The organism is Methylomonas sp. Kb3 (assembly GCF_002834115.1).
Taxonomy (GTDB): domain Bacteria; phylum Pseudomonadota; class Gammaproteobacteria; order Methylococcales; family Methylomonadaceae; genus Methylomonas; species Methylomonas defluvii.
The window spans coordinates 75,367-99,436 of the sequence record NZ_PIZT01000003.1 but is presented as its reverse complement, the minus strand read 5'-3'; the positions used below and the strand labels follow the sequence as shown (position 1 = coordinate 99,436).

General features: G+C 53.3%; 26 protein-coding genes and 1 pseudogene. 10 read left to right on the top strand and 17 right to left on the bottom strand.

Going from position 1 to position 24,070, the window contains the following annotated elements; translation table 11 throughout:
• Positions 1-38: 38 nt before the first annotated feature.
• A complete protein-coding gene (locus tag CWO84_RS02580; protein WP_033157891.1) occupies positions 39-527 on the bottom strand; it encodes a zinc ribbon-containing protein in 489 nt (162 codons plus the stop codon).
• 91 nt (positions 528-618) lie between these two features.
• Between CWO84_RS02580 and leuS the strand changes: the two genes are divergently transcribed.
• The 3 genes from leuS to holA are packed head-to-tail and all read left to right on the top strand — an operon-like array spanning position 619 to position 4,749.
• Complete coding sequence (gene leuS / locus CWO84_RS02575) at positions 619-3,207, top strand: leucine--tRNA ligase (RefSeq protein WP_033157890.1); 2,589 nt, start codon at positions 619-621, stop codon at positions 3,205-3,207.
• Positions 3,208-3,250: 43 nt separating this feature from the next.
• On the top strand, positions 3,251-3,733 hold the full coding sequence (lptE, locus tag CWO84_RS02570; RefSeq protein ID WP_240617946.1) for an LPS assembly lipoprotein LptE: 483 nt from the start codon (positions 3,251-3,253) through the stop codon (positions 3,731-3,733).
• A 2-nt stretch (positions 3,734-3,735) separates the two neighbouring features.
• Positions 3,736-4,749, top strand: a complete 1,014-nt coding sequence (gene holA / locus CWO84_RS02565; protein ID WP_033157889.1) for a DNA polymerase III subunit delta — start codon at positions 3,736-3,738, stop codon at positions 4,747-4,749.
• Between the two features lie 80 nt (positions 4,750-4,829).
• On the opposite strand, the gene pepA is transcribed toward holA, so the two are convergent.
• Entirely contained in the window at positions 4,830-5,642 is an 813-nt protein-coding gene (gene pepA, locus CWO84_RS02560; RefSeq protein WP_117433611.1) for a flocculation-associated PEP-CTERM protein PepA, read from the bottom strand.
• A gap of 188 nt (positions 5,643-5,830) precedes the next feature.
• Between pepA and cysK the strand changes: the two are divergent.
• The 4 genes and pseudogenes from cysK to CWO84_RS02540 all read left to right on the top strand — a co-directional run bounded on the left by cysK (position 5,831) and on the right by CWO84_RS02540 (position 8,218).
• Positions 5,831-6,781: pseudogene (cysK, locus tag CWO84_RS02555) on the top strand (cysteine synthase A).
• A 140-nt stretch (positions 6,782-6,921) separates the two neighbouring features.
• Positions 6,922-7,338, top strand: coding sequence for a YeeE/YedE family protein (locus tag CWO84_RS02550; protein ID WP_033157886.1), 417 nt, complete (start codon positions 6,922-6,924; stop codon positions 7,336-7,338).
• A gap of 14 nt (positions 7,339-7,352) precedes the next feature.
• On the top strand, positions 7,353-7,769 hold the full coding sequence (locus CWO84_RS02545) for a DUF6691 family protein (protein ID WP_033157885.1): 417 nt from the start codon (positions 7,353-7,355) through the stop codon (positions 7,767-7,769).
• Between the two features lie 113 nt (positions 7,770-7,882).
• A complete protein-coding gene (locus CWO84_RS02540; protein WP_129871364.1) occupies positions 7,883-8,218 on the top strand; it encodes a hypothetical protein in 336 nt (111 codons plus the stop codon).
• Between the two features lie 34 nt (positions 8,219-8,252).
• Here the strand turns inward: CWO84_RS02540 and CWO84_RS02535 are convergent, their stop codons facing one another.
• The 6 genes from CWO84_RS02535 to CWO84_RS02505 form a co-directional block, all read right to left on the bottom strand.
• A complete protein-coding gene (locus CWO84_RS02535) occupies positions 8,253-9,611 on the bottom strand; it encodes a DASH family cryptochrome (RefSeq protein WP_051670191.1) in 1,359 nt (452 codons plus the stop codon).
• A 61-nt stretch (positions 9,612-9,672) separates the two neighbouring features.
• Positions 9,673-10,215: a glutathione peroxidase gene (locus CWO84_RS02530; RefSeq protein ID WP_033157883.1), complete on the bottom strand. Its 543-nt coding sequence runs from the start codon at positions 10,213-10,215 to the stop codon at positions 9,673-9,675.
• A gap of 74 nt (positions 10,216-10,289) precedes the next feature.
• Positions 10,290-10,907, bottom strand: coding sequence for an urease accessory protein UreG (ureG, locus tag CWO84_RS02525; protein WP_033157882.1), 618 nt, complete (start codon positions 10,905-10,907; stop codon positions 10,290-10,292).
• Positions 10,908-11,148: 241 nt separating this feature from the next.
• A complete protein-coding gene (locus CWO84_RS02520) occupies positions 11,149-11,823 on the bottom strand; it encodes an urease accessory protein UreF (protein WP_101051701.1) in 675 nt (224 codons plus the stop codon).
• Positions 11,813-12,244, bottom strand: a complete 432-nt coding sequence (gene ureE / locus CWO84_RS02515) for an urease accessory protein UreE (protein WP_101051699.1) — start codon at positions 12,242-12,244, stop codon at positions 11,813-11,815. The genes CWO84_RS02520 and ureE overlap by 11 nt, the downstream gene beginning before the upstream one ends.
• 406 nt (positions 12,245-12,650) lie before the next feature.
• Entirely contained in the window at positions 12,651-14,318 is a 1,668-nt protein-coding gene (locus CWO84_RS02505) for a hypothetical protein (RefSeq protein WP_101051695.1), read from the bottom strand.
• A gap of 575 nt (positions 14,319-14,893) precedes the next feature.
• Between CWO84_RS02505 and CWO84_RS02495 the strand changes: the two genes are divergently transcribed.
• Positions 14,894-15,250: a hypothetical protein gene (locus CWO84_RS02495; protein ID WP_129871365.1), complete on the top strand. Its 357-nt coding sequence runs from the start codon at positions 14,894-14,896 to the stop codon at positions 15,248-15,250.
• Between the two features lie 85 nt (positions 15,251-15,335).
• On the top strand, positions 15,336-15,905 hold the full coding sequence (locus CWO84_RS02490) for a hypothetical protein (protein WP_033158909.1): 570 nt from the start codon (positions 15,336-15,338) through the stop codon (positions 15,903-15,905).
• Between the two features lie 94 nt (positions 15,906-15,999).
• Here the strand turns inward: CWO84_RS02490 and ureC are convergent, their stop codons facing one another.
• From ureC to CWO84_RS24100, 4 genes are all read right to left on the bottom strand, one after another.
• A complete protein-coding gene (gene ureC, locus CWO84_RS02485; RefSeq protein ID WP_033158910.1) occupies positions 16,000-17,703 on the bottom strand; it encodes an urease subunit alpha in 1,704 nt (567 codons plus the stop codon).
• Complete coding sequence (locus tag CWO84_RS02480; RefSeq protein WP_033158911.1) at positions 17,700-18,017, bottom strand: urease subunit beta; 318 nt, start codon at positions 18,015-18,017, stop codon at positions 17,700-17,702. The genes ureC and CWO84_RS02480 overlap by 4 nt, the downstream gene beginning before the upstream one ends.
• 9 nt (positions 18,018-18,026) lie before the next feature.
• Positions 18,027-18,329, bottom strand: coding sequence for an urease subunit gamma (gene ureA, locus CWO84_RS02475; protein WP_033158912.1), 303 nt, complete (start codon positions 18,327-18,329; stop codon positions 18,027-18,029).
• Between the two features lie 292 nt (positions 18,330-18,621).
• Entirely contained in the window at positions 18,622-19,272 is a 651-nt protein-coding gene (locus CWO84_RS24100; RefSeq protein ID WP_133120635.1) for a hypothetical protein, read from the bottom strand.
• Positions 19,273-19,374: 102 nt separating this feature from the next.
• On the opposite strand from CWO84_RS24100, the gene CWO84_RS24585 reads away from it, so the two are divergent.
• Entirely contained in the window at positions 19,375-19,656 is a 282-nt protein-coding gene (locus tag CWO84_RS24585; protein ID WP_165385933.1) for a hypothetical protein, read from the top strand.
• Between the two features lie 89 nt (positions 19,657-19,745).
• Here CWO84_RS24585 and CWO84_RS02460 read toward each other — a convergent pair whose 3' ends face one another.
• The 5 genes from CWO84_RS02460 to urtC form a co-directional block, all read right to left on the bottom strand.
• Positions 19,746-20,597 (bottom strand): urease accessory protein UreD, encoded by an 852-nt coding sequence (locus CWO84_RS02460; protein WP_033158914.1) that lies wholly within the window; start codon positions 20,595-20,597, stop codon positions 19,746-19,748.
• 12 nt (positions 20,598-20,609) lie between these two features.
• Positions 20,610-20,915, bottom strand: coding sequence for a hypothetical protein (locus tag CWO84_RS02455; protein WP_033158915.1), 306 nt, complete (start codon positions 20,913-20,915; stop codon positions 20,610-20,612).
• A gap of 94 nt (positions 20,916-21,009) precedes the next feature.
• Positions 21,010-21,783 (bottom strand): ABC transporter ATP-binding protein, encoded by a 774-nt coding sequence (locus CWO84_RS02450; protein ID WP_033158972.1) that lies wholly within the window; start codon positions 21,781-21,783, stop codon positions 21,010-21,012.
• Positions 21,783-22,502: an urea ABC transporter ATP-binding protein UrtD gene (gene urtD / locus CWO84_RS02445; protein WP_323131741.1), complete on the bottom strand. Its 720-nt coding sequence runs from the start codon at positions 22,500-22,502 to the stop codon at positions 21,783-21,785. Before urtD ends, CWO84_RS02450 begins: the two co-directional genes overlap by 1 nt.
• A gap of 86 nt (positions 22,503-22,588) precedes the next feature.
• On the bottom strand, positions 22,589-23,713 hold the full coding sequence (gene urtC / locus CWO84_RS02440; protein ID WP_051670428.1) for an urea ABC transporter permease subunit UrtC: 1,125 nt from the start codon (positions 23,711-23,713) through the stop codon (positions 22,589-22,591).
• Positions 23,714-24,070: the final 357 nt, after the last annotated feature.

The window sequence follows — 24,070 nt, the reverse complement described above, 5'->3', positions numbered from 1 at the left end:
AAATAAAAGCCCGCATTATAAGGTTAAAGCCTGCAATATCAAACGCGCGAGAAACTGCCGCCCTTGCATTCCGGGCAGGCCGGTATCACGCTGGTGGATTTGAAGGCGATTTGTTTACCGCAGGCATCGCAGACAAAAGTGCCGGGGCCGGCTACCTCACCGCTTTTATAAGGATGATAGAGCTTGGCTTCCATCTCCAACGCGGCCAGCTTGACCTTGGTTTTGTCGGCGATGTCCATGAAGGCATCCAGGGCAAAGTTTTCGATCAAATCGATGTCAAACTTCAACCATTCGGACAACGAATTGCTGTCGTTTTGTTGCGACGGCGCGGTGGCGACGTGTTCTACATCGCGCATCACATAGTCGGCGATTTTATTGATTTCTTCTTGCGTGTGGCCGCCCAGCGCGCTGGTTTTTTCCTTGGCTATTTCCAATGCGTCGGCGACGGTGTGTAAGGTATCGTCCAGGGCTTCGTAAAGATGGCCCATCAGATCGTCATACGCTTTGATCAGTTTGTTTTCGCCCATGGCTGCTCCTTGTGTTGTTTTAATTTTCACGCTTTAGCTTTAAGCGTCTCTAAGGTATTCTAGCGCCTTTTTACAGCAAAAGACGAATAGGATGGAAGAGCATTACAAGCCGTCGGAAATAGAGCAAAAAGTACAGGCCGACTGGGAAAAATCCGGAGTGTTTACCGCTTCTGAAGACACCGGCAAAGAAAAATACTATTGCCTGTCGATGTTTCCTTATCCCAGCGGCAAGCTGCACATGGGCCACGTCCGCAACTACACTATTGGCGACGTGATCAGCCGTTTTCAAAGGATGCAGGGCAAGCATGTGTTGCAACCGATGGGGTGGGACGCCTTTGGTTTGCCGGCCGAGAATGCGGCTATGCAAAACAAGGTGCACCCGGCCGACTGGACCTATTCGAATATCGATTACATGCGTGACCAGTTGAAACGTCTGGGTTTTGGTTACGACTGGAGCCGCGAACTGGCGACCTGCGATCCGAGTTATTACCGTTGGGAGCAATGGTTTTTCATCCGCTTGCTGGAAAAAGGTCTGGTTTATAAAAAAACCGCGCCAGTCAATTGGTGTCCGCACGACCAAACCGTGCTGGCCAACGAACAAGTCATCGACGGTTGCTGCTGGCGTTGCGATACGCAGGTCGAGAAAAAAGAAATTTCGCAGTGGTTTTTAAAAATCACCGCTTATGCCGACGAGTTGCTGACCTCGCTGGACAAACTTCCCGGTTGGCCCGAACAGGTCCGTACCATGCAAGCCAACTGGATCGGCCGTTCCGAAGGCGTGGAAATGGACTTTGCGGTCGATGGTTTTGAAGCGCCGATCCGTATCTATACCACCCGCCCCGACACCGTGATGGGCGTGACTTACGTCGCCGTCGCCGCCGAACATCCCTTGGCCTTGAAAGCCGCCCAAGCCAATGCCGACATCGCCGCCTTCATAGAATCCTGCAAGCAGATGGAAACCTCCGAAGCGGCGATGGAAACCATGGAAAAGCGCGGTATCGCTTCCGGTTTTCACGCCATTCATCCTTTGACCGGCGAATCCGTACCGGTATGGATCGCCAACTTCGTGTTGATGAATTACGGCACTGGCGCGGTCATGTCCGTGCCTGCACACGATCAGCGCGATTACGAATTCGCTAAGAGATATGGTATTGCCATCAAGGAAGTGATTGCCGCTGCGGATGGCTCTGACGACAGCGTTGCCGAAAAAGCCTTTACCGATAAAGGTGTGTTGAAAAACTCCGGAGAATTCGATGGCTTGAATTTTAAACAAGCCTTCGACGCCATCGCCACCAAACTCGCCGGTATCGGCAAGGGCGAACGCAAAACCAATTTCAGATTGCGCGACTGGGGTGTCTCCCGCCAGCGTTACTGGGGTGCGCCGATACCGGTGATTTATTGCGGCGACTGCGGCACCGTCCCCGTTCCGGACGAGCAATTGCCGGTGACCTTACCGCGCGACGTGGTGTTGGACGGTTCGCAATCGCCCTTGGCCGCGCATCCTACTTTTCCGCATACCGATTGCCCGAAATGCGGCAAACCGGCCCGCCGCGAGACCGATACCTTCGATACCTTCATGGAGTCGTCCTGGTATTTCGCGCGTTATGCCAGCCAGGATTGCGATAGCGCGATGCTGGACCAACGCGCCAATTACTGGTTGCCGGTCGATCATTACATCGGCGGTATCGAGCATGCGATTTTGCACTTATTGTATGCGCGTTTTTTCACCAAATTGTTGCGCGACGAAGGTTTGGTGGTGTGCGACGAGCCGTTCAAAAACTTGCTGACGCAAGGCATGGTGATCGCCGAAACCTTCTATCAAATCGACGATCACGGCCACAAACGCTATTTCAATCTGACCCAAATCGATGTCGAACGTGACGCCAAGGGCAAGATCATCGGTGCCAAGTTACTCGAAGATGGATCACCGGTCACGGTGGGCGCGGTCGAAAAAATGTCGAAGTCGAAAAACAACGGTGTCGATCCGCAGGTGTTGATCGACAAATACGGCGCGGACACGGTGCGTCTCTACACCATGTTCACTTCGCCGCCCGACCAGTCGTTGGAATGGAATGACGCCGGTGTGGAAGGTGCATTCCGCTTCCTGAAACGTTTGTGGCGGCAAGTCTATTTGCATGTCGAAGCCGGATTGCCTCAGCAAGCGCTGGACAAGGCGGCCTTGAGCGATGATCAAAAAGTGTTGCGCCGCCAGTTGCATCAGGCGTTGCAAAAAGTCACCGACGATATGGCCCGTCGCCATACCTTTAATACCGCGATTGCGGCCAACATGGAGCTGGTCAACGCGCTGAATAAATTTGAAGACGATAGTGCCAATGGCAGGGCAATCCGTCAGGAAGTGCTGGAAGCCATCGTCTTGATGCTGGCGCCCATTATTCCGCATGCGGCTCAAGCATTGTGGAATCAGTTGGGGCATAACGATGACATCGTGCTTGCCGCTTGGCCACTGATCGACGAATCCGCATTGCAACAGGACGCCATCGAAATGGTCGTGCAAGTGAACGGTAAGCTGCGCGGTAAATTATCCGTTGCGGCAACGGCGTCCAAGGAGCAAGTCGAAGCCTTGGCCCTGGCCGACGACAATGTGCAGCGTTATCTGGAAGGTAAACCGGTGAAAAAGCTGATTGTGGTGCCGCAGAAACTGGTGAATATCGTTGTTTAAACGCTGGGTTTTCGAGAAGCAAATGATAAATCACTTGAGCCGAATGGTTTTGTTTGGAACTTTGGCGCTGCTGCTTGGCTGCGGATATCATCTGCGCGGTTCGATAGAGATGCCGGAAGTGCTGAAAAACATGTATGTGTTTGGTGCTTCCGTGCCTTTACAAGGCGAACTGCAAGCCATCATGAAAGCCTCGAAAGGCAAAATAGTGGGTTCTCCCAATGATGCCGGCGTGGTGGTCAAGGTGCTTAGGGAAGACATGCGTAACCGGGTACTGACCATCGGTTCAACCGGTAAGTCCAGTGAGTCCGAGCTGGAATATTATCTGCGCTTTCAGTTTTTCGACAGCAAGGAAAATGCGCTGATGGACGAGCAAGTGATCGAAATTTCCCGGGAGTTTTTCAACGACCAAACGGCGGTACTGGCGAAAGGCAACGAAGAACAATTGATTCGCAACGAAATCTATAAACAAGTGGCGCGGATGATATTGGCCAGAGCCAGGATCGCCGTCGATACGCAGAAAAAATAGCTATGCGTCTGAAGCTTGACCAGTTAACCGGCGCCTTGCAGAAAGAGCTGGCACCGGTTTATCTGGTGAGCGGTGACGAGCCTCTACAACTTGGCGAAGCGGCGGACGACATTCGGCGTGCGGCTCGTACTGCAGGTTATCTCACCCGCGAAGTGATTGCCATCGATACCGGTAACGAGTGGCCGCAATTGACGCTCGAAGCCGAATCCCTTTCCATCTTTTCCGACAAAAAACTCATCGATTTACGCTTGCCTTCCGGCAAGCCTGGGTTAGAAGGCGGCAAAGCCCTAAGCGCGTATTGTCAGCGTCCCCCCGAAGATACCGTTTTGCTGATCACCGCCGGCAAGCTGGATAGCGCGGCGCAGAAGTCGCAATGGTTTCAGACCTTGGATAAAATTGCGATCACCGTGCAGGTCTGGCCATTACAAGGGCCGGAGTTGTTGCAATGGTTGCAGCGCCGCGCGGAGCGGAAGGGCATGCATCTTGACGCGGAGGCGTTGAAAAGCCTGGCCGTGCGAGTCGAAGGCAACTTGCTGGCCGCGGCTCAGGAGCTTGAAAAACTATATATCTTGCACGGGGCTAACCGTATCAACAAAGCCATGGTTGAGGGCGATGTGGCTGACAGCGCTAGGTTCGACGTGTTTAAGTTGATGGATGCTTTGTTGTCGGGCAAGGTGAATCGATCCGTTAAAATTCTTGCCGGGCTCAAAGCGGAAGGCGTCGCAGCGCCGGTGGTGTTGTGGGCTATCAGCCGCGAAGCCCGAACCCTGGTCAGTATCAAGACTGAATTGAAACGCGGTGGTAACCCGGACGTTCTCTACAAAAAATATCAGATATGGGACAAGCGCAAGCAGTTGGTGCATGAGGCCTTGCAGAGGTTGAAGACCAAGGAGCTACAGGGTGTTTTGCAAGCCAGCGCCAATGTGGATTGCCAAATCAAAGGCCAGATTAACGGCGACGAATGGGAGGGCTTGTTTAGGATTTGTTTGTTGTTTTCGAAAGGATTACAGCTTTAGAAGCCGGTCCAGAATGACTTCGTCGCCCCAGCCGCTATCATGGCTTGGGCGACGAAGTCGAAATGCTTTAGATTTAGAGCTTAAGCAGCGAAATTTTTACGTTTGCCGGCAGTCATTAAGCCGATCACACCAGTGGCAAATAGCCACGCAGCAGCAGGTACCGGTACGGATGTCAATTGGATAGAGCCATCTACAGCAGCAAGTACTCCAGCGTTTGTGTTTTGGCCCAAAACGCTATTAATTCCCGACAGTAAAGATGAATTGTTCAAGTTTATCGAAAAAACTGAATGCCCGCCGGTTATGCCTGGGGCGTAGACGTTGGAGTCGTAACTACCAAAAATACCGGAAAAATTTAAATCCAACTGCTCGGCGCCTATGCCTGCTGGCGATATGACCCCGGAACCGCCGGTTACGGTACCGGATAAAATGGCAGCACCGTTGTTGAAGCCGCTATCGCCCGTAAAGCTGTAATCGGGTGTCGTGTCAAAATACAGGTTGACAGCTCCGCCAGTGAAGCTGAAGGACTGGAAACCGGAGAAATTACTGTAGGTGCCATTTAGGGTTGCAGCCACAGTCAATTCAAAACCCGAGCCCGCGCCTGAGATATTCAACTCCGGAACGTTGATGCCGGCGTTGTTCAGGAAGTGCCCATCCACCATAGTTTGGAAATAAGCAGTAAAGGTGGATGCGCTGGTAAATTGCACCAAGGTAACGCCTGAGCCGAAATCGTAAGTATCAAACGGACCTACTATCGCTTCGTCGCCAGTGGCACCAGGTGCGGCCGTATAATTTGCCGTTCCAGCCCATGTGCTAGCCATTGAAACAGGAGCCGCCATACTCAATCCCGCAGCTAGAAGCAGGGTCTGTTTTAATCGATTTGTGAAAATATTCATGTTTGTACCACCTCAAAAAATAAAAAACACCTTCCCCCGGGAAAAGTATATACCTGTTTTTGGTAGTCAATTCAAATAACGATTCTATTACAGGGAGGGGCTCAGCGAATGATTTTAGAATCCCTCACAATAAGCCCGGATCATTTTTTTCATGCAAAGTAAAACCCTTATCCCACAGGAAACCCTCAATGCCTGCTTGGTACGCAGATAATTCCCAATCGATAGGCCGGACACCTTTAGTACGGATCAATCATATTAGCCAAGGATTGAACGCGACCTTGCTGGTGAAAATTGAAGGCCGTAATCCGTCTTATTCGGTGAAATGCCGGGTCGGTGCGGCGATGGTCTGGGCTGCGGAGCGTCAAGGCCTATTAACGCCGGGCAAGACTTTATTGGAAGCCACCAGCGGTAATTCCGGTATTGCGTTGGCTGCGGTGGCCGCCGCGCGTGGCATCCCTATCACATTGACGATGCCGGACAACATGAGCCAGGAGCGCCGCACGTTGTTGTTGGCGTATGGCGCGAACCTGCGGTTGACCGATGGTGCGCTCGGCATGCGCGCGGCGGTGGAGCAGGCGTAGGCGATTGCCGCGGCCGACCCTGAGTATTATCTATTGCTTGAACAGTTTAAAAACCCGGCCAATCCGGCGATACACGAACAAACCACCGGCCCGGAAATTTGGCGCGATAGCGGCGGTCAGGTCGATATTTTCGTAGCCGGCGTCGGCACCGGCGGCACGATTACCGGTGTGTCGCGTTATCTCAAAAAGCATTGTGGCAGACCGGTACTCAGTGTCGCAGTCGAGCCGGCTGGCAGCCCTGTATTAAGCCAGACTCGCGCCGGGCTGCCTTTGCAAGCCGCGCCGCATGGTATTCAAGGCATAGGTGCCGGCTTTGTGCCGCAGAATTTGGATTTGTCGTTGATTGACTTGATCGAGCCGGTAGAAGACGCTGAAGCCATCGCCTATACGCGGCGCCTCGCCAAGGAGGAAGGGATTATGGCCGGTATTTCGAGCGGTGCGGCGCTTGCGGTTGCTGTGCGGCTGGCCAAGCGTTCGGAACACGCAGGTAAAATCATCGTCGCCGTGTTGCCGGATTCCGGTGAGCGCTATTTGAGCTCGCCGTTGTTTGGTGAATAACGAGAGCCCGCTGTCTATGCGAATAAGAGGGGCGCTAAGAGTGGCCAGATTGGCCAACTTAAATCGGGCGTTAAAGCTAGTAAATCTGGTTTGGTGTTGCGGTTTCTGCTTCAATAGCCCATTTTTGGCAAGAATGACGCATGAACTATTTGACGATTTTATCCGCGCTGGCCGGGGGAGCCATGATTGGGCTGGCCGCCGCTTTGCTGTTGTTTACCCATAAGCATACCGCCGGGATTTCCGGCATCGCGGCGGGCATGCTACCGCCTTGGAACGAGAGCAGTGTCTGGCGTGGCTGGTTTCTGGCCGGACTGCTGGCGAGTGGGCCTCTTTATCGCTTAAGCGGTGCAGACATTACGTTGGATTTGGCAGCCTCGCCTGGTTTGCTGGCAATTGCCGGCCTGCTGGTGGGTTACGGCACCCGGCTAGGTGGCGGCTGCACTAGTGGGCACGGCGTTTGCGGTATCGCCCGCTTGTCCGTGCGATCCATCGTCGCGACGCTAACCTTCATGCTGACTGCCGGGATTACGGTGTTTATTGTTCGGCACCTGTTCTAAACCGGAAACTCTCGATGAAAAATACTGTTTATTTATTTGCCTACGGGCTGTTGTTTGGGCTGGGCTTGATCGTGGCTGGTATGAGCAACCCAGCCAAAGTATTGGCGTTTCTGGATGTGGCCGGGGCGTGGGACCCGAGCTTGGCCCTGGTCATGGCAAGTGCCTTATTGACGCTGGGGCTGGCGCGTTATTTGATGCATCGCAATAACGACGCTGCGGATCGCGAGCAAGAACCTTCGGCTATTGTGCCGGCCGGGATTGATGCCAAACTGATTGCCGGAGCGGCGATATTTGGTGTCGGTTGGGGCTTATCCGGCTTTTGTCCGGGGCCGGCTTTATTGGGATTGAGTGCGGGCGTGTTGGGTAATTATGCGTTTGTTGTGGCGATGTTTGCCGGGTTTTGGTTGTTTCGCTTGTTGCATCAACGCTAGGTAAGTGGCGGTCTGATGGGGGTATAAAGCGCTAGCGGAAGGGTAAAGTGGTAAATTTGATGCGCTCGGTTTTGGCAAACAAAATACACTCCGCTTTTTGGTTTTACGCGGTCATGTTCCCGTTAAATGCTTTTGCGATTGATGGGTTTACGCAGGTGCGGGTGGCGATGGCAGGTTCCGACCTGCCCGGGGCGTTCTGCGAGGACTTTAAGCTTTCCACGCCGCAAGCCAAAAGCGTTTTGCGTAAAGCCAGCTCGATAACATCGGCGGAATATCTGGAAAGCTATCCCTATCTACCTTGTTATGTGCAAGGAACCGCTAAATTTCACGGACGCCCCAGTAAATGGACGATCCTTGCCGGCGGTAATATTTCCGTCACCCAAGACGATGGGGTGGAATTTTATTTGGGGTGCAAATCCTGCGCGAAAAGTTTTGGCACAGGCCGTTAGCACCTTCAGCAAACGGAGGTGTTTAATCGCTAGCCTAAGCCGACAATATGGATGCCAATTTCGCGTTAGCCGGGTCCACGGGCCAATCTGCGGCATCAACAGAATCCAATGGCAAATTGCGGACTTCAGCCTGCCACTTGCGGATAAACTGGCCGTCCGGATCGTAAAGCCGGGTTTGTTTTTCCAGGTCAAAATGCCGCTGGCCGCGCGGATCAGCGCCCACCCCGGCTAGATATTGCCAATTTCCCCAATTGCTGGCCACATCGTAATCCAGCAACTGTTGTTCAAAATAAGCTGCGCCGAAACGCCAATCCACCGCCAATTCATTGACCAAACAACTGGCGACGATTTGCCGGCCGCGATTGGACATATAACCTGTCGCGTTCAGTTGTTTCATGCAAGCGTTTACTAATGGATAAGGCGTGTAACCGTGACACCATTTTTGAAAACGTTCCGGATAAAAGCAGGTTAAAGGTTTGCGTGGTTTAATGCCGCGAAACGCAAACAGCCGCTTGCCGTGCTGGAGGGCGTACCATTGAAAATACTCTCGCCAGAGCAATTCAAAATACAGCCAATAGGTGGATTCATTGGCGCCATTCTCCTCTTCGTAACGGCGCAAACTGGAATAGATTTTTCGTACCGACAGATTGCCATGGGCCAGCCAAGGCGAAAACTTGCTGGAGTTTTCCCAGCCGTCCAGTTCGTTACGCAAGTCTTTGTAACGGCTGGGGTAGCTGCTGCGAAAATACGCTTTAAGCTGTTTTTTACCGGCGGTCTCGCCGCCATGAAACGCCAACTCCGCATCGAGCGCTGAGATGGCCGGCAAATACACGGGAAAATTCAATAACCAATCCGATTTGGATTCAGGGCTGGGAGGCAGCGCATCGGGCGGCAGCAAAGGGTGATCGACCCGCAAATGTTCGACGCTATCCTTGAATGGCGTGAAAGACTTCGGCAATTGGGTAAAAGGCAATTCGCGCAGATTGAACAAGGTTTGCGTATCCGATTCGACAAAACGTAAGCCCGGCAAATGTTTTTGCAGTGCCAGCCATTGTTGCCGCTCCTGAAAACCAGCATGGCGGCTGCGATAAATCACCGATACGCCATGTTTGGCGACTAGCTCGCCGATGGCCGCAAGCGGTGTTTCGTAACAAACCAGCAGATGTTGTCCAACTTGCTGAAGATTTCTATCCAGATCCTGTAAGGCTTCTTTCAAAAATCGCCAACGCTGCTCCGACAAATTAGCCATCCCGTATGGGTTGGGCGCCAACCAGGCAGGGTCCAGACAATACACGCAAAGCAACTGATCTACTACTGCGCTGGCTTGTTGCAGGTTGGCGTTATCATGCACCCGCAAATCATTACCAAACCAGTAAAGTCCAATTCTGCGCATTGCCGTCTCGTCCTGATAAAAAATGCCGGCATGCCGCCGGCGAGAGCTGAGGTTTACAACCCTATTTAGCTGATAACAAGGCGCTGATCTTAGAATCCAGCTGTTCCGGCGTCACAGCGCTGGGGAAGGCCGCCACGCTGTTGCCGCTGCGATCAATCAAATATTTGTGAAAATTCCAGGCCGGCGCCTGACCTGTGGCTTTAATCAGTTTTTGGAAGAAACTGTTCGCTGCCGCGCCTTTCACCTGACTTTTTTCCAGCATGGGGAACGTGACGCCGTAATTGATGTAACAGACGTTGGCAGTTTTTTCCGCTTCGCTGAACTCCTGATTAAAATCATTGGAAGGAAAACCAACTACCACCAAGCCCTGATCCTTATACTTTTGGTACAAGGCTTCCAGACCCTTGAATTGCGGAGTGTAGCCGCAGTTGCTGGCGGTATTGACGGCCAGGATCACCTTGCCTTGAAACGCCTGGCAAAAATCGATTTGCTCGCTGGAACGAAGCTTGGTCATCTTGTAATTCAGCAATTCCGGGCAAGGCTCGGCGTCGGCTACCGACACGGAGCACGCCCAGAGGCTGGCGACTAAAAACGCGGTTTTCATCATGGTTCCTCCTGATTCGTTATTCTTGAGCATACCAGTACTGGTTAAAAGTCAACCTTGGCTGACTATCGCCATTAATGCGTTTGCAGCATGCCTTGCTTGACAATAAAGTCAGCGACCGCTTCCAAGCCATTGCCGGTTTTGATGTTGGTAAACACAAAAGGCCGCTCGCCGCGCATTTTTTTGGCATCCCGGTCCATCACTTCCAGAGACGCGCCGACATAAGGCGCCAGATCGATTTTATTGATGACCAATAAATCCGAACGGGTGATGCCGGGGCCGCCTTTACGCGGTATCTTGTCGCCGGCAGAGACATCGATCACGTAAATCGTCAGGTCAGCCAATTCCGGGCTGAAGGTCGCGCTGAGATTATCCCCGCCGCTTTCCACCATCACAAAATCCAGCTCCGGCCAGCGTTCGCACAACTCGTCCACCGCCGCCAGATTCATTGAGGCATCCTCGCGGATGGCGGTATGCGGACAGCCGCCGGTTTCCACGCCCAGGATGCGCTCTTCCGGCAGAGCCTGGCTGCGAATCAAAAACTGCTGGTCCTCGCGGGTGTAAATATCGTTGGTGACCACCCCGATTTCGTAATCGTCGCGCATCTTCTTGCACAAGGCATCCACCAGCGCAGTCTTGCCGGAGCCGACCGGGCCGCCGATGCCTACTCTTAAAATTTGTTTGTCGTTCATATTGTCTCCAGTTGCCCCGACACTATCCGGGATTTAAAAATGCCAAACCTCGATTCCACTGCGCGGCGTTGAGGCAGCGTTTATCGGTTGGTGCGAATTATTCCAGCCTTTAAAAACCGTTCGCCCTTAACCTGTCGAAGGGCCTGCCACCTAGGGCTTTGACAAGCTCAGCCCGAACGGAATATCTGCGATAAAGAGCGTAGGGTGGGTACGATAAGTGCCCACGCGAAACCTCATGGCATCACGACCGAAACAGCCGTGAATACTGGATTTCGTGCCGGCTGCTGGCCAAGGCCAAACCAAAACAACTGCCGCCGATCTCATCGTCTTTCAATTGCGATGCGCTCTCGACCAAGCCCGGCAACTCGGCGGCCAGACCTTGTAACAACTGCTGCCCGGCCACCTGGCCCAGTGGTACCAATTTAATCGCGCCCAACACCTGATTTTCCAGCCAGCCCCATAAATAACCGGCTATCGCATCGGCTTTATCGATTTGCCAGCGTGTCGCCGCCAACGCAAACAAGGTCGCCAACGTAGCATCGGGCCGTTTTTGCCAAATCTGCGCTTCCGGCATCTCTAACTTGACCAACAAGCGCGCCAGGGCCTGACCGGTTTGCCTGTCTTCGGCGCGCAATTCGGCAGTTTCGCGGTAAGCGGTCAGGGTTTGACTCCAATGCGTGACAGCCTCGATGTCATTAGTCTGCCAAGCGTCGTACAGCCGTGCCAACAACGGTGCGTCGACCTTGCCTAAACCGTTGTGCAATAAACCACGCAGCCAATCGCCGGTTTGCTCGGCATTGGTTACCCAGCCGTCGTGCACAGCAGTCTCCAGTCCCTGGGAATAGCTGTACATCCCAATCGGCAAACTGGGGCTGACCAGTTGCAGCAGCCGCAGCAGGCTTAAATTAGTGACCATGACTATGGTAAGCGCCGGCTTCCGGCTCGAACGGCAGGGTGTCGTGCTCGACGGCCAAACCCAATCCGATCAGCATCTGATCCAGTACATAGTCGGTCAAAAACCGCAGCTCGCCGGGTAGGATTTGCAAGGCCACGTGACGATTGCCCAAGTGATAACAAGCGCGGGCAAACAGCAAGGGATCGGTGCATTTCACTACCGACAGTGGTTCCGGCGCGGCGTTGATTCGCACTTTGAAGCCCTGGCCGTTGGTGAGAATTGCGCCGTGTCTCAGGGTTTGGCCCCTTGGCAGGAACACGCCGACTTGAATACCACCTTGGGTGGTGGCGGGTTGCCGGGATTTCTGCCGGGCCTCGAAGGGGAGGGTGAGAGTGTCATCGGGGGATTCTGAGGTTTGGGTGGTTTCGGTAAGTTTTAGCATTTGTGTTTGGTTGGATTTTACTTGTCATTCTGGTTCCCAAGCTCCAGCTTGGGAACGATGTCTTGAAAGCTTTAGCTTTCTTTGAATAATGTGTGTCGCTGTCGCGACGGGTGTTTGGGCGTCGGGTCTCGGCCCGACAGCCGAGTAACTTTTCTTTGCTTGGCCAAAGAAAAGTCACCAAAAGAAAGGCCACCCGGAATTCCGCCTTTATCCTGCGCTTCTCGCTTTTGCCGAGGGTTTTCGGAAGGGCCATCCCTGGCCCTCCGAAAACGAGCGGCATCCCTGCCGCTCCCCTGCGGGCTATTCTCGCCAAAAGCTGCGATGCTCGGGGCGGAATAACGGGACCAAAACCATCCCAAATTCATAAGTAGATCGTAAAAACGTAGAGGCCGGAACTCGCATCGACTTAACTATAATCGACCGAGTCATCCAACAGAACTAAAACCGTAGTTAAAATACCGGTTAACATAAAAGCTGATTTTTCAGTTCGTATCAATTCCTTGTCTAAATAGGTATGGTGAGCAAAATAGTTTCTTGCTAAAAGACAGGATAAGAATGCTTTCAACAAACAATTGCTCCTTTCATCGGCGCATTCAATGTTCATGATTTCACCGATAGGGTCGTTCGATTTTTTTGGTTGAGTATATTGGCCGGCTTTTGTATATTTTCGCCGGTTATCATTTGTTTTCTGCTCGAAATAATCAACGACGCTATCAGATATATTTCTTTGTCTAGCAAGTTCTCTTATGTAATCAGTCAACCCTTTTTTATCATTCTCTTCCGAAATATTTTCCTCTCGGTCATAACCCAGCGCGTAACGAAGACAACTTTCGGCTCGTATCGCCAGTAACGAGTAATAATCAAGTGGACGTAATGTTCTAAATTCCAAATTACCTTTTTGTTTTGGGTTACGTTCTAAGTTTTCGTGAAGCTGACGAAATGCATTTAAAAAACTACCAAAAAGATAATTAGCCGATTGCAACCTATCTACCAAATTCTTGAGTATTTGATCTGTTGGAAGTACATATTCATAATGTTTTTTATAAAAAGGCAAATAACGTAAAAAATATCGTTTATCTTCAAAAAACTCATAGGGTAAAACTCTACTTAACTCTGCCCATTCTCGTTCACCAAAAGACGAATAGGCCCATTTATCCAAATAGAAGGCGAGGTCATTATCGTTCAGAATGTAAAGCCATTCCAAAGCAAGCCTAATGTCTTTCTGAAGATAAGGCCAAGCTTGGAGAGTCCATTTACTGTGCTTTTCGTTAGCCCACAACCAACGTTGTGCCAACCTAAGTAATTTTGTTTCGATAGCTTCTTCAAGTATTTCTGCATTGATACCTAAATGCTCAGCTAATTGTTTCGCACCTTTTATTTGTAGATTTTGATCGTCATTGCCACACAAAGCGTCGCGAAACGCGCGGTAATGAGAGAGCCATGTCATCGGCTCAGCCAATCCACCCCAGTGATTAGACTCACTGAGTACATCAGTAGGCTTTATATCGTTTTGCTTAAGTTGTGTAGCGTACCGTATAACGGATTCGGCACGTTCTTCAATATCTGGTGTATTGAGAATAGGCTGAAAATAATCGGCTCTACATACAACGTCAATCAGTGCATAGGCTTGCCAATGAAAAAAATAGTCAGCATAGGGAGTTATTGAGATCGAACGATAGGGATGAACAAATGCGTCTGGTATTGGTGTGGTTCGGTAATTATTTTTACGAAGCAAATCATAACTCGAAGCGGTAGCTTGGAAAAAAGGATGCAAAAACCAAAGCGGGCTTTGATCTTTTTCAACGCACCATTCCGAAGCCCACAAGCAATCTTCAGTATCAAATGCAGGTTTCGTAGAATCTATTTCAGCAGGACATAAAGGGAAATTTTGCCAAGCTAAAAAATACCCAACTGGAAAAACAACTCGGTGTTGGGGTACAAGCCATCCCCACTCTTCTAGCTTTGACAATGGATGGTTTTTCAGAAAATCTTTAAGACCTAGGTCTTCTAACCAGGATACAAACGTACCTTTCGAGCCTTGCTGAATAGTAAGAAGTGGTGGTTTAGCAAACATTTAAATCCTACAAATTATTCAATAACCATTCATACAACGATGGGTTTACTCCCGTTATTCCGCCCCGAGCATCGCAGCTCTTGTGCCCCGTGGGTATTTGGTGAGATTAGCCCGTAGGGGAGCGGCAGGGATGCCGCTCGTTTTCGGAGGGGCTGGGAAGCCCCTTCCGAAAACCCTCGCCGAAAGCAAGACGCGCAGGATTAAGGCGGAATGTCGGGTGGCCTTTTCTTTGGATACTTTCTTTTGGCCACGCAAAAGAAAGTATCGCGGTTGTCGGTCCGCGAACCGACATATAAAACATCCGTCGCGACAGCGACACAAAACCCCAGCAAAGCTATATCCTCATAAAACTGTGAAAAACCTCACACTTCTTCAGCCAGAAAGTTAACAGAGAAAACCCTTCAGTTTCCCTAAATTATCACCGTCCCCGCTAATTACGCCGCCAGTAAAACCACAGCGTAAATGCCTAAGGACACGCTGCCCTTGAATTTTCAGGTAGGCCAATTTTTTACCCGAGAAGCAAGTACAGCGTTAACTCATCCACTCTCGTGTTTAATTTACAAAAGGTGAAGGTCATGAAAACTATCAAAAATCTGTTTCTAATGCTGTCTGTCATTACTGCTTCCATGTTTGGTGCCAGTGCGGCCAATGCGGCGACTTGTTCCGCCGGTTGGGTGAATGTCACCGGTGTTTACGAATATAACGTTAACGGTACGACATACGGTTATATCTACACCGTGCCGGAACACAACGTACTGCCAGCCTATACCAACTATTTCGTCACCTATAACAAAGAGGCTTTGATTCAGGCCAAAATGGCGCTGCAAAACCATCAAACTTACTATTTGTATGGTGACTCAGGCACTGCTGCCTGCCCAACCTCCGGCTCTTATCGCTACTTGGGTACTTTATCCTATCTGTACGAGTACTAATCGCGGCATCCGATCATGCGGAATCTTTGGTCTGGCCCATCCGACCGAGATTCCGCTCTGAGTAACATCAACCTAGGTCAAGATCATGAACAAACTTGTCTCAATACTGGGTGTGGCTAGCGTTTTTGCGAGCGGATATTTTGCCGGTCAGCAATTCCCCGGTCGCGGCGACAGCCATTCAGCGGCGCTGCCGGAGAATACCGCTTCAGTTTCCGCGCCAGTTATCGCGGTCGGCGCTAACAGAAAGCTGGATATGTCGCGGACAAACGTCCCGGTCTCTAAGGAAATTCGGTTGCCCCCTCACGAACAGCAACGGCAGGCGCTCGCTAATGGCTTGTCTCCCGAAGATGAGGTTGCGCGTAGCGAAGCCAATGCCGACTTGATTGCGTCGATGCGAGCCAACCACTTACCGGAAGAGCAGGTCGCTCAATTGGAGCAGACTCTGAAAGATCAAGAGTCCGCCACGCCCGTTCAGCCTGAAGAGCCGGTATCCGAACGAACCAACGCGGAATTGAGCGCCGAGCTACGCGAAAGCCTAAAGCAATCCGGTGCTCCGCCGGAAATCATCAATGCCATGGCTCAGCCACTCGAAGCCGGCGCAACCACCACGGACGAACCGGTTCTACCGCACAAAAACCATATCCCAGGTTCCTAGTTTTAACGGATGGCAAACACTGCCATCGCTTCAGTTGCATACAGTTTGTTTTCGGCAGGGCCACGGATGGCTCTACCGAAAACCCTGACCCTTCTCAAAACAGGAAATACCGCTGCGCCATCGGCAACACCACCGCCGGTTCGCAAGTCAACAACACCCCATCCGCCTTGACCTGATAAGTCTGCGGGCACACCTCCATCACCGGCTTGTAGTCGTTCAATTTCATATCCGCCTTACCGATGTTGCGAGTATTGCGCACCGTGCCGACCCGTTTCTGCAAGCCCAATTGCCCGGCAACACCCGCCGATACCGCCGCTTGCGGCAAAAAGATCATCGAGGTGTTGGCGGCGGTGCGGCCGAAGCTGCCGAACATCGGCCGGTAATGCACTGGCTGAGGGGTGGGGATGGAGGCGTTGGCGTCGCCCATCGGCGCGGCGGCGATCAGGCCGCCTTTGATCACCAGGCTGGGTTTGACGCCGAAGAAGGCCGGTTGCCACAACACCAGGTCAGCCAGTTTGCCGGCTTCGATGGAGCCCACTTCGTGGCTGATGCCGTGGCTGATGGCCGGATTGATGGTGTATTTGGCAATGTAGCGTTTGATGCGCAGGTTGTCGCTGCTGGCCGGGTCGCCGGTCAGTGCGCCGCGTTGTGCCTTCATTTTGTGCGCGGTCTGCCAGGTGCGGATCACCACTTCGCCGACTCGACCCATGGCTTGCGAGTCCGAGGAAATCATCGAAAACGCGCCCAGGTCGTGCAGGATGTCTTCGGCAGCAATGGTTTCGCGGCGGATGCGCGATTCGGCGAAAGCCACGTCTTCCGGGATGCTCGGATCAAGATGATGGCAGACCATCAACATATCCAGATGTTCGTCGACGGTGTTGACCGTGTACGGCCGAGTCGGGTTGGTGGACGACGGCAGCACATTGCCCAAGCCGCAAGCCTTGATGATGTCCGGGGCATGGCCGCCGCCGGCACCTTCGGTGTGGTAGGTATGGATAGTGCGGCCCTTGAAGGCGGCGAAAGTGTCTTCGACAAAGCCCGATTCGTTCAAGGTGTCGGTATGGATCGCGACCTGCACGTCGTAATCCTCGGCCACGCCCAGGCAGCAATCAATCGATGCCGGCGTGGTGCCCCAGTCTTCGTGCAGTTTCAGGCCCATGGCCCCTGCTTTGATTTGTTCTGCCAAAGCGCTAGGCAGGCTGGCGTTGCCCTTGCCGAGCAAGCCAAAGTTCATCGGCAAACCGTCCAGCGCTTTCAGCATTTGCTGGATATGCCACGGCCCCGGCGTGCAGGTGGTGGCGTTGGTGCCGGTGGCGGGGCCGGTGCCGCCGCCGATCATGGTGGTAACGCCGGAACACAGCGCTTCCTCGATCTGCTGCGGACAAATGAAATGGATGTGGGCGTCGATGCCACCGGCAGTCAGAATCTGGCCTTCGCCGGCGATGACTTCGGTGCCGGGGCCGACGATGATGTCCACGCCCGGCTGCACATCCGGGTTGCCGGCCTTGCCGATTTTGAAGATGCGGCCGTCCTTGACGCCGACGTCGGCCTTGACGATGCCCCAATAATCGATGATCAATGCGTTGGTAATCACCAAATCCACCGCGTGGTCGTTGCCGAACTGGCTTTGGCCCATGCCGTCGCGGATCACCTTGCCGCCGCCGAATTTCACCTCGTCGCCGTAGATGGTGTAATCGGCTTCCACCTCTAAAATCAAATCGGTATCGGCCAACCGTAAGCGGTCGCCAGTGGTGGGGCCGAACATGTCGGCGTAAGCGGATCTGCTGATTTTGCTCATGCGTTTGTCTCCAATGCGCCCATCACCTCGCCGCGAAAGCCGTAGACCTCGCGCTTGCCGGCAAACTCGACCAATTGCACCTCGCGCTGCTGGCCCGGCTCGAACCGCACCGCCGTGCCGGCCGGGATGTCCAACCTAAAGCCGCGCGCCGCTTCTCGGTCGAAATGCAAGGCCGGGTTGGTTTCGTAAAAATGATAGTGCGATCCAACTTGTATTGGCCGATCGCCGCTGTTGGCGACAAGGACTTTGACGGTGGCGCGGCCGGCGTTGAGTTCGATGTCGCCGTCGGCAGGGAAGATTTCTCCAGGAATCATGCTTTGCTCCTATACGATGGGGTCGTGTACGGTGACTAATTTGGTGCCATCCGGGAAGGTCGCCTCCACCTGCACCTCGGTCAAAATCTCGGCGATGCCGTCCATCACATCGTCGATGCTTAATAACGTTCGACCATAAGCCATCAACTCGGCCACGGTCTGGCCGTCGCGGGCGCCTTCCATAATGGCGGCAGAGATATAGGCCACGGCTTCCGGGTAGTTAAGTTTCAAACCTCTGGCTTTGCGGCGCTCGGCGAGGAGGGCGGCAGTGAAGAGGAGGAGTTTGTCTTTTTCTCTTGGAGTTAATTGCATGGCGTTTGTCTTGTTTTGTGTCGCTGCCGCGACGGTTGTTTTTAATGTCGGGTCTCGGCCCGACAGCCGAGGTACGCTTCTTTGGACGGCCAAAGAAAAGTACCCAAAAGAAAGGCCGCCCCATGCCGCTTTTATCCCGCGCTCCGAAGGGTTTGAACGGGGTTTTCGGAAGGGCTATCCCTAGCCCTCCGAAAACGAGCGGCATCCCTGCCGCTCCCCTGCGGGCAAATCCGCTCAAACCCTCCGGTGCTCGGCGCGGCATTAGGGGAGAAAACCGTCCGTGAAATACAAATCACGGGTTATAAAATGAGTCATCAGGCCAGTAATATGCGGTTTTTCCACAAGGATTTACAATTCGACCATTAATTACTGGTAATTGATGTAAATCTCTTGTCCATTTACCTGAAATTCCATTTAGCAATGCGTATGCGGAAATAACAGCATCCCATTCATGATCGTTATTTGTTTTAATAGGTATGCCAATTTCTTTTGACAAGAATAAATCCATGTTTAAATAATTGGATTTATAATCATATTTTATTTTGGTTAAAGCGTAATAAAGAACTTTTGGATGGGTTTCCGATAAGATTAAGTTCCTTTTGTTTTTCAAAACTTCAATAAGGACCGACATACCATTTATACCCATTGATCCAGATAGAGTGTTTGGCGACATTACACTATTTCTTACCTCGGGATATTTTTTACGAAGCCAGATATCTGCTGGCCTCCACCCGCTATCGCCGGTACACCAGCAGGACAATGTATCTACTCCAAGGCCAATAACGTCCTCATTGGAAATTTGGGACAAAATAGATTCGGCCGTATCTAATGTTTTTATTTCGATCTCTGTTGCGACATTGTCTTGTATTCTTAATAAAGCAAAACCATTCGAATTATTTCCGCCTGGGTCATAACCAATAATCGTTCCATTAATTTTTGACATAACTATTGTTTCATCTAGGTCCTTAGGATGTAATCAACGAAGCGAAACGTATCGTTCGCGACAGATGCGCCTCCTATCGTCGGCAGCATCCTACAATAGAGCATGAAACTCAAACTACAAAATCATCCAAAAACCTTTGTTCGCGCCACGGGTTTAACACCGTATGCCGCGCCGAGCACCGAAGGGTTTGGACGGATCAGCCCGCAGGGGAGCGGTAGGGATGCCGCTCGTTTTCGGAGGGCTATGGATAGCCCTTCCGAAAACCCCGTTCAAACCCTTCGGAGCGCAGGATACAAGCGGCATGGGGTGGCCTTTTCTTTGGATATTTTCTTTTGGCCAAGCAAAAGAAAGTATCGCGGCTGTCGGGCCGAGACCCGACTTTAAAACAACCGTCGCGTTAGCGACACTAAGCCCCTCACCCCAACCCTCTCCCGGAGGGCGAGGGAGTTAAGCCCCCGAGCAAAATCAAAATCTCATGTCGCCCAAATCCTCGGCGCACAAACCTCCTTCCCAACAACATCCCCTCTCACCAACCCCCAAACCCTCTCAAAAAACCCCTTCAACAAATCCGCCCTACGATCCAAGCCTCGACAAATCAACAAACCCTCAATCAAAGTGACCCCGCGATTCGGCTTCTCGCCAATCAATGCTTGTACCGCCTCCAAATGCAAAGGTGTTGCCGGATACACAAACATCGTCCCGCACGCCGAATGCCCGGCCAGACCCCAACGAGCTTGAAAGGCTTGCGCGTCCAGATGCTGGCGTTCCAGGTAGAACAAGCGGCCGTCGCGTTGGATGCGCCAGTTCAGTTCGGCGTGGCCGTCACTGAAGCCTTCGCCGGCGGCGGGGCGGCCGAGGGCGGTGATTTCCCAGCCGACGAAGCGAGACTGTTCGGCTAGCTCGATATGCATATTGGCACTTAGGCGGGCTCCGTCGTAGACGATGGTTTCCTGCGGCAGCCATTCCAGGCTGGCGCCGTTAGCGACGGTTAAATTCACCGTTTGCCGGCCTTCGCCGCCGCCGCTGCGGTAAAACTTACCGGCGGCGGGCGTGGTGATCAGGGCCTGGGCGGCGGTGTTGGCATTGGTGTTGATCGTCAAACGGTCGCCGGCCACCACGCCGCCGGGCGGGTGCAGCAGGTAGACATGGCAGATTTCGCCTTCCGGATAAAACGGTCGCTGCACGGTCAACGGGCCGCGATGGCTGCGGTTGACCAGGGCGGTTTTGTCGCCGCGTTGGCTAAAGCCCAGCGTTAATTCGGCTTCCCACGCCGTGGTATCGGTTGAGGCAGCGGGATGGGCTGAAGCAGCGCAATTGGCGGGCATGGTGCTCTTGGGTTACAAGTGTTTGGTCTTAGGCGCGATGGCAGATTTCTCCGACAAAGGCGGATGCTGCGCTTTGTTAGCGTGCCGCTGCCGGGCGATGTGCAATATAACCGGGCCGAACACGAATCCCAAAATTAAAACGCTGATCAGTAGGGTCGGTAGATCCGGTACTTCAAACAAAGGATGCAAGGCGGCGCGGGTCAATTGCGGCAGGTTGCCGCCGTCCAGCATGGCTTCGTAACTGCTATGTGCCTCGCTGCGCACTGACCACACCAATAATAAAGCACCCGCGGCCAGTAAAAGTTGTTCGGATTTCATCTTCGATTCTCCCTGATCCTGCGTTGAATTAACTTGATGGGCTGCGCCCGCTTTGAAAATCCCCCTGACCCCCTTTTTAAAAGGGGGAATTGGGTTACACCGTCAAATATCGTTTCACCATATCGTCCGCCAATTCCTCCATTGCCCCCACCGCCACATGCCTACCCCGGTCCATGATGCAAAACTGATTGGCCACCTTGCGAGCAAACGGCAGTTTTTGTTCGACCAGCAACACCGTCACGCCCAGTTCTTTATGGATACGGTCGATGGCTTGGTGAATCTCGCCGGTTTCCGGTTTGGGGCTTGGCGTGGGCACGCCGCGCGACTTGTTCAGGCGAATAATCACGTCGCCGATTTCGCTGACGATGTTGGGCTGGATGCCTTCGGTGGGTTCGTCCAGAATCAATAGCCGTGGATTCAATACCAAGGCCCGGCCGATGGCCAATTGTTGTTGCTGGCCGCCGGACAAGTCGCCGCCGCGGCGTTTCAGCATTTGTTTCAGTACCGGGAAGATTTCGAAAATGCTGTCCGGGACTTTTTTGATGCCGTGTTTGTGGGCGGCGCGCAGGCCGGTTTTCAGGTTTTCTTCCACGGTCAGCAGCGGAAAGATTTCCCGGCCCTGCGGCACGTAGCCGATGCCCAGTTCGGCGCGGGATTCGGCCTTGGCTTTGGCCAGTTCCACGCCGTCGAATTGAATGCTGCCGTCGGCCACCGGCAGCAGGCCCATGATGGCTTTCAGCAGCGTGGTTTTGCCGACACCGTTGCGGCCCATCAGGCAGACGCAGGCGCCGGCCGGTACGCGCAAATCCAGGTCCCACAGAGTGTGGCTGGCGCCGTAGTATTGTTGCAATGCGCTGATATTTAACATCATCCCCCCAGGTAAACTTGTATGACGCGCGGATCGTTTTGCACTTCGTCCATCGTGCCTTCAGTGAGCACCGAGCCCTCGTGCAGCACCGTGACTTTACGGGCAATACTGCGGACAAATTCCATGTCATGTTCGACAACAACGATGGAGTGTTTGCCTTGCAACGACAACAGCAGCTCGGCGGTGCGCTCGACTTCCTGATGAGTCATGCCGGCGATGGGTTCGTCGACGAGCATCACTTTTGGGTCCTGCATCAGCAGCATGCCGATCTCCAACCACTGCTTCTGACCGTGCGATAAGGCGCCGGCCAGTTGCCGTTGCTGAGCGGGCAGGGCGATGGTTTGCAGCACATCATGAATGCGGTCGCGTTGCTCGCTGTTGAGTTTATGAAATAGAGTCGACCAGGTGCGTTTATCGGTTTTTAAGGCCAGTTCCAGGTTTTCGAACACGGTCAAGGCGTCAAACACGCTGGGCTTTTGAAACTTGCGGCAGATGCCGGCCTGGGCGATGGCCGGTTCGTCCAATTCCAGCAAATCGATGGTCTGCCCGAAGAATACCGAGCCGCTGTCGGGCTTGGTTTTGCCGGTGATGACGTCCATCAGCGTGGTTTTGCCGGCGCCGTTGGGCCCGATCAGGCAGCGCAATTCGCCGTCGTCGATGTACAGCGATAGGTGGTTCAGCGCCCGGAATCCGTCGAAGCTGACGCTGACGTCTTCCATGTATAGAATCGGGCCGTGGCGGGCGTCGACTTCGCCGTCCAGCGGCAGGCTGGCGCCGCCTTCAGTGGTAGTTGCAGCCGAGATCATCATGCCGGTTGTCCTCCGGTAGTGTTAAGGGTGGATTCGGGTTTAGGTTTGGCGCGGCGGCGCAGCAGGCCGACGATGCCGTCGGGCATTAACAAGGTCACCAGAATAAAGGCGCCGCCCAGGCAAAACAGCCAGGCGTCCGGCATCAGCCCGGTCAATACGGTTTTGGCATAGTTGACCAGCACCGCGCCGATTATGGGGCCGTACAGGGTGCCGCGACCGCCGACCGCGACCCAGATGACGATTTCCAACGAATTGAGCGGCGAGAATTCGCTAGGGTTGATGATGCCGACCTGCGGCACGTACAGGGCGCCCGCCAGTCCAGCGAGCATGGCCGCGAACACGAATACCCATAGTTTGAACAATTCCACCCGGTAACCGAGAAAACGCACCCGCGATTCTTGGTCGCGAACCGCCGTGACCACCCGGCCCAACTTGCTATTCACGATCCAGCGGCACAGCAACAGAGCGCCGATCAGGCTGAGGCCGGTCATTAATAATAAGACGGAGCGGACCGCTTCGGATTGGATGTTGAAGCCGAGAATATCCTTGAAATCGGTGAGGCCGTTGTTGCCGCCGAAGCCCATTTCGTTGCGGAAGAAGGCCAACAACAAAGCGTAGGTCAGGGCTTGGGTAATGATGGACAAATACACACCAGTGACTCGCGAACGAAACGCTAGCCAGCCGAATACGAAGGCCAGCAAGCCCGGCGCCAGCAGCACCATCAACATCGCGAAACCGAAATTCTCGAAGCCGTACCAATACCAGGGCAGCTCGGTCCAGTTCAGGAACACCATGAAGTCCGGCAGCTCGGCGTTGCCGTACACGCCGCGCGTGCCGATCTGCCGCATCAGATACATACCCATCGCATAGCCGCCCAAGGCGAAGAATGCGCCTTGGCCGAGGACCAGAATCCCGGCGTAGCCCCAGACCATGTCCAGCGACAGGCCGAGCAGGGCAAAGGTCAGGTATTTGCCGATTAGGGAGACTGAGTAGGCGGAGAAGTGCAGGGCAGAGTCTTCGGGGAAGATTAGATTACACAGGGGGATTAAGAGGGTTACCGAGGCTAACGTGGTTAGGACGGTGGTGTAGGTTTTGTCTTGGCTTAGGTTGATTAGTTTCATACCGTCTTCCGTTTTAGTGTGTCGCTATCGCGACGGTTTTTTTAATGCCGGTTCGCGGACCGGCGACCGCGATACTTTTCTTTGCTTGTCCAAAGAAAAGTATCCAAAAGAAACGACACCCGGATGCCGCTTATATCCTGCGCGCCGAAGTTTTTATCGAGGGTCGGCAGAAGGGGCTTCCCAGCCCCTCCGCCGACGTGCGGCATCCATGCCGCACCCCTTCGGGCAATTCTCGATAAAAACTCCGGTGCTCGGCGCGGCATACGGGGTTGAAACCATCAGCCTCCAGAAATAGCGTAGGGTGGGCAACTTTGCCCACCGTTGGCGGTTGGTTCCGCGTGGGCACTCAATCGTGCC

Bases quoted from the DNA above. Each gene is read 5' to 3' on its own strand.
- CWO84_RS02480 (WP_033158911.1), bottom strand. From the start codon at position 18,017: ATGATTCCTGGAGAAATCTTCCCTGCCGACGGCGACATCGAACTCAAC.
- CWO84_RS02580 (WP_033157891.1), bottom strand. From the start codon at position 527: ATGGGCGAAAACAAACTGATCAAAGCGTATGACGATCTGATGGGCCAT.
- ureE (WP_101051699.1), bottom strand. From the start codon at position 12,244: ATGCTAAAACTTACCGAAACCACCCAAACCTCAGAATCCCCCGATGAC.
- ureC (WP_033158910.1), bottom strand. From the start codon at position 17,703: ATGAGCAAAATCAGCAGATCCGCTTACGCCGACATGTTCGGCCCCACC.
- holA (WP_033157889.1), top strand. From the start codon at position 3,736: ATGCGTCTGAAGCTTGACCAGTTAACCGGCGCCTTGCAGAAAGAGCTG.
- CWO84_RS02520 (WP_101051701.1), bottom strand. From the start codon at position 11,823: ATGGTCACTAATTTAAGCCTGCTGCGGCTGCTGCAACTGGTCAGCCCC.
- CWO84_RS02550 (WP_033157886.1), top strand. From the start codon at position 6,922: ATGAACTATTTGACGATTTTATCCGCGCTGGCCGGGGGAGCCATGATT.
- urtD (WP_323131741.1), bottom strand. From the start codon at position 22,502: ATGGAAGACGTCAGCGTCAGCTTCGACGGATTCCGGGCGCTGAACCAC.
- ureA (WP_033158912.1), bottom strand. From the start codon at position 18,329: ATGCAATTAACTCCAAGAGAAAAAGACAAACTCCTCCTCTTCACTGCC.
- CWO84_RS24100 (WP_133120635.1), bottom strand. From the start codon at position 19,272: ATGTCAAAAATTAATGGAACGATTATTGGTTATGACCCAGGCGGAAAT.
- CWO84_RS24585 (WP_165385933.1), top strand. From the start codon at position 19,375: ATGAAACTCAAACTACAAAATCATCCAAAAACCTTTGTTCGCGCCACG.
- urtC (WP_051670428.1), bottom strand. From the start codon at position 23,713: ATGAAACTAATCAACCTAAGCCAAGACAAAACCTACACCACCGTCCTA.
- CWO84_RS02455 (WP_033158915.1), bottom strand. From the start codon at position 20,915: ATGAAATCCGAACAACTTTTACTGGCCGCGGGTGCTTTATTATTGGTG.
- CWO84_RS02495 (WP_129871365.1), top strand. From the start codon at position 14,894: ATGAAAACTATCAAAAATCTGTTTCTAATGCTGTCTGTCATTACTGCT.
- CWO84_RS02530 (WP_033157883.1), bottom strand. From the start codon at position 10,215: ATGAAAACCGCGTTTTTAGTCGCCAGCCTCTGGGCGTGCTCCGTGTCG.
- lptE (WP_240617946.1), top strand. From the start codon at position 3,251: ATGGTTTTGTTTGGAACTTTGGCGCTGCTGCTTGGCTGCGGATATCAT.
- ureG (WP_033157882.1), bottom strand. From the start codon at position 10,907: ATGAACGACAAACAAATTTTAAGAGTAGGCATCGGCGGCCCGGTCGGC.
- CWO84_RS02450 (WP_033158972.1), bottom strand. From the start codon at position 21,783: ATGTTAAATATCAGCGCATTGCAACAATACTACGGCGCCAGCCACACT.
- CWO84_RS02545 (WP_033157885.1), top strand. From the start codon at position 7,353: ATGAAAAATACTGTTTATTTATTTGCCTACGGGCTGTTGTTTGGGCTG.
- CWO84_RS02460 (WP_033158914.1), bottom strand. From the start codon at position 20,597: ATGCCCGCCAATTGCGCTGCTTCAGCCCATCCCGCTGCCTCAACCGAT.
- pepA (WP_117433611.1), bottom strand. From the start codon at position 5,642: ATGAATATTTTCACAAATCGATTAAAACAGACCCTGCTTCTAGCTGCG.
- CWO84_RS02535 (WP_051670191.1), bottom strand. From the start codon at position 9,611: ATGCGCAGAATTGGACTTTACTGGTTTGGTAATGATTTGCGGGTGCAT.
- leuS (WP_033157890.1), top strand. From the start codon at position 619: ATGGAAGAGCATTACAAGCCGTCGGAAATAGAGCAAAAAGTACAGGCC.
- CWO84_RS02540 (WP_129871364.1), top strand. From the start codon at position 7,883: ATGTTCCCGTTAAATGCTTTTGCGATTGATGGGTTTACGCAGGTGCGG.
- CWO84_RS02490 (WP_033158909.1), top strand. From the start codon at position 15,336: ATGAACAAACTTGTCTCAATACTGGGTGTGGCTAGCGTTTTTGCGAGC.
- CWO84_RS02505 (WP_101051695.1), bottom strand. From the start codon at position 14,318: ATGTTTGCTAAACCACCACTTCTTACTATTCAGCAAGGCTCGAAAGGT.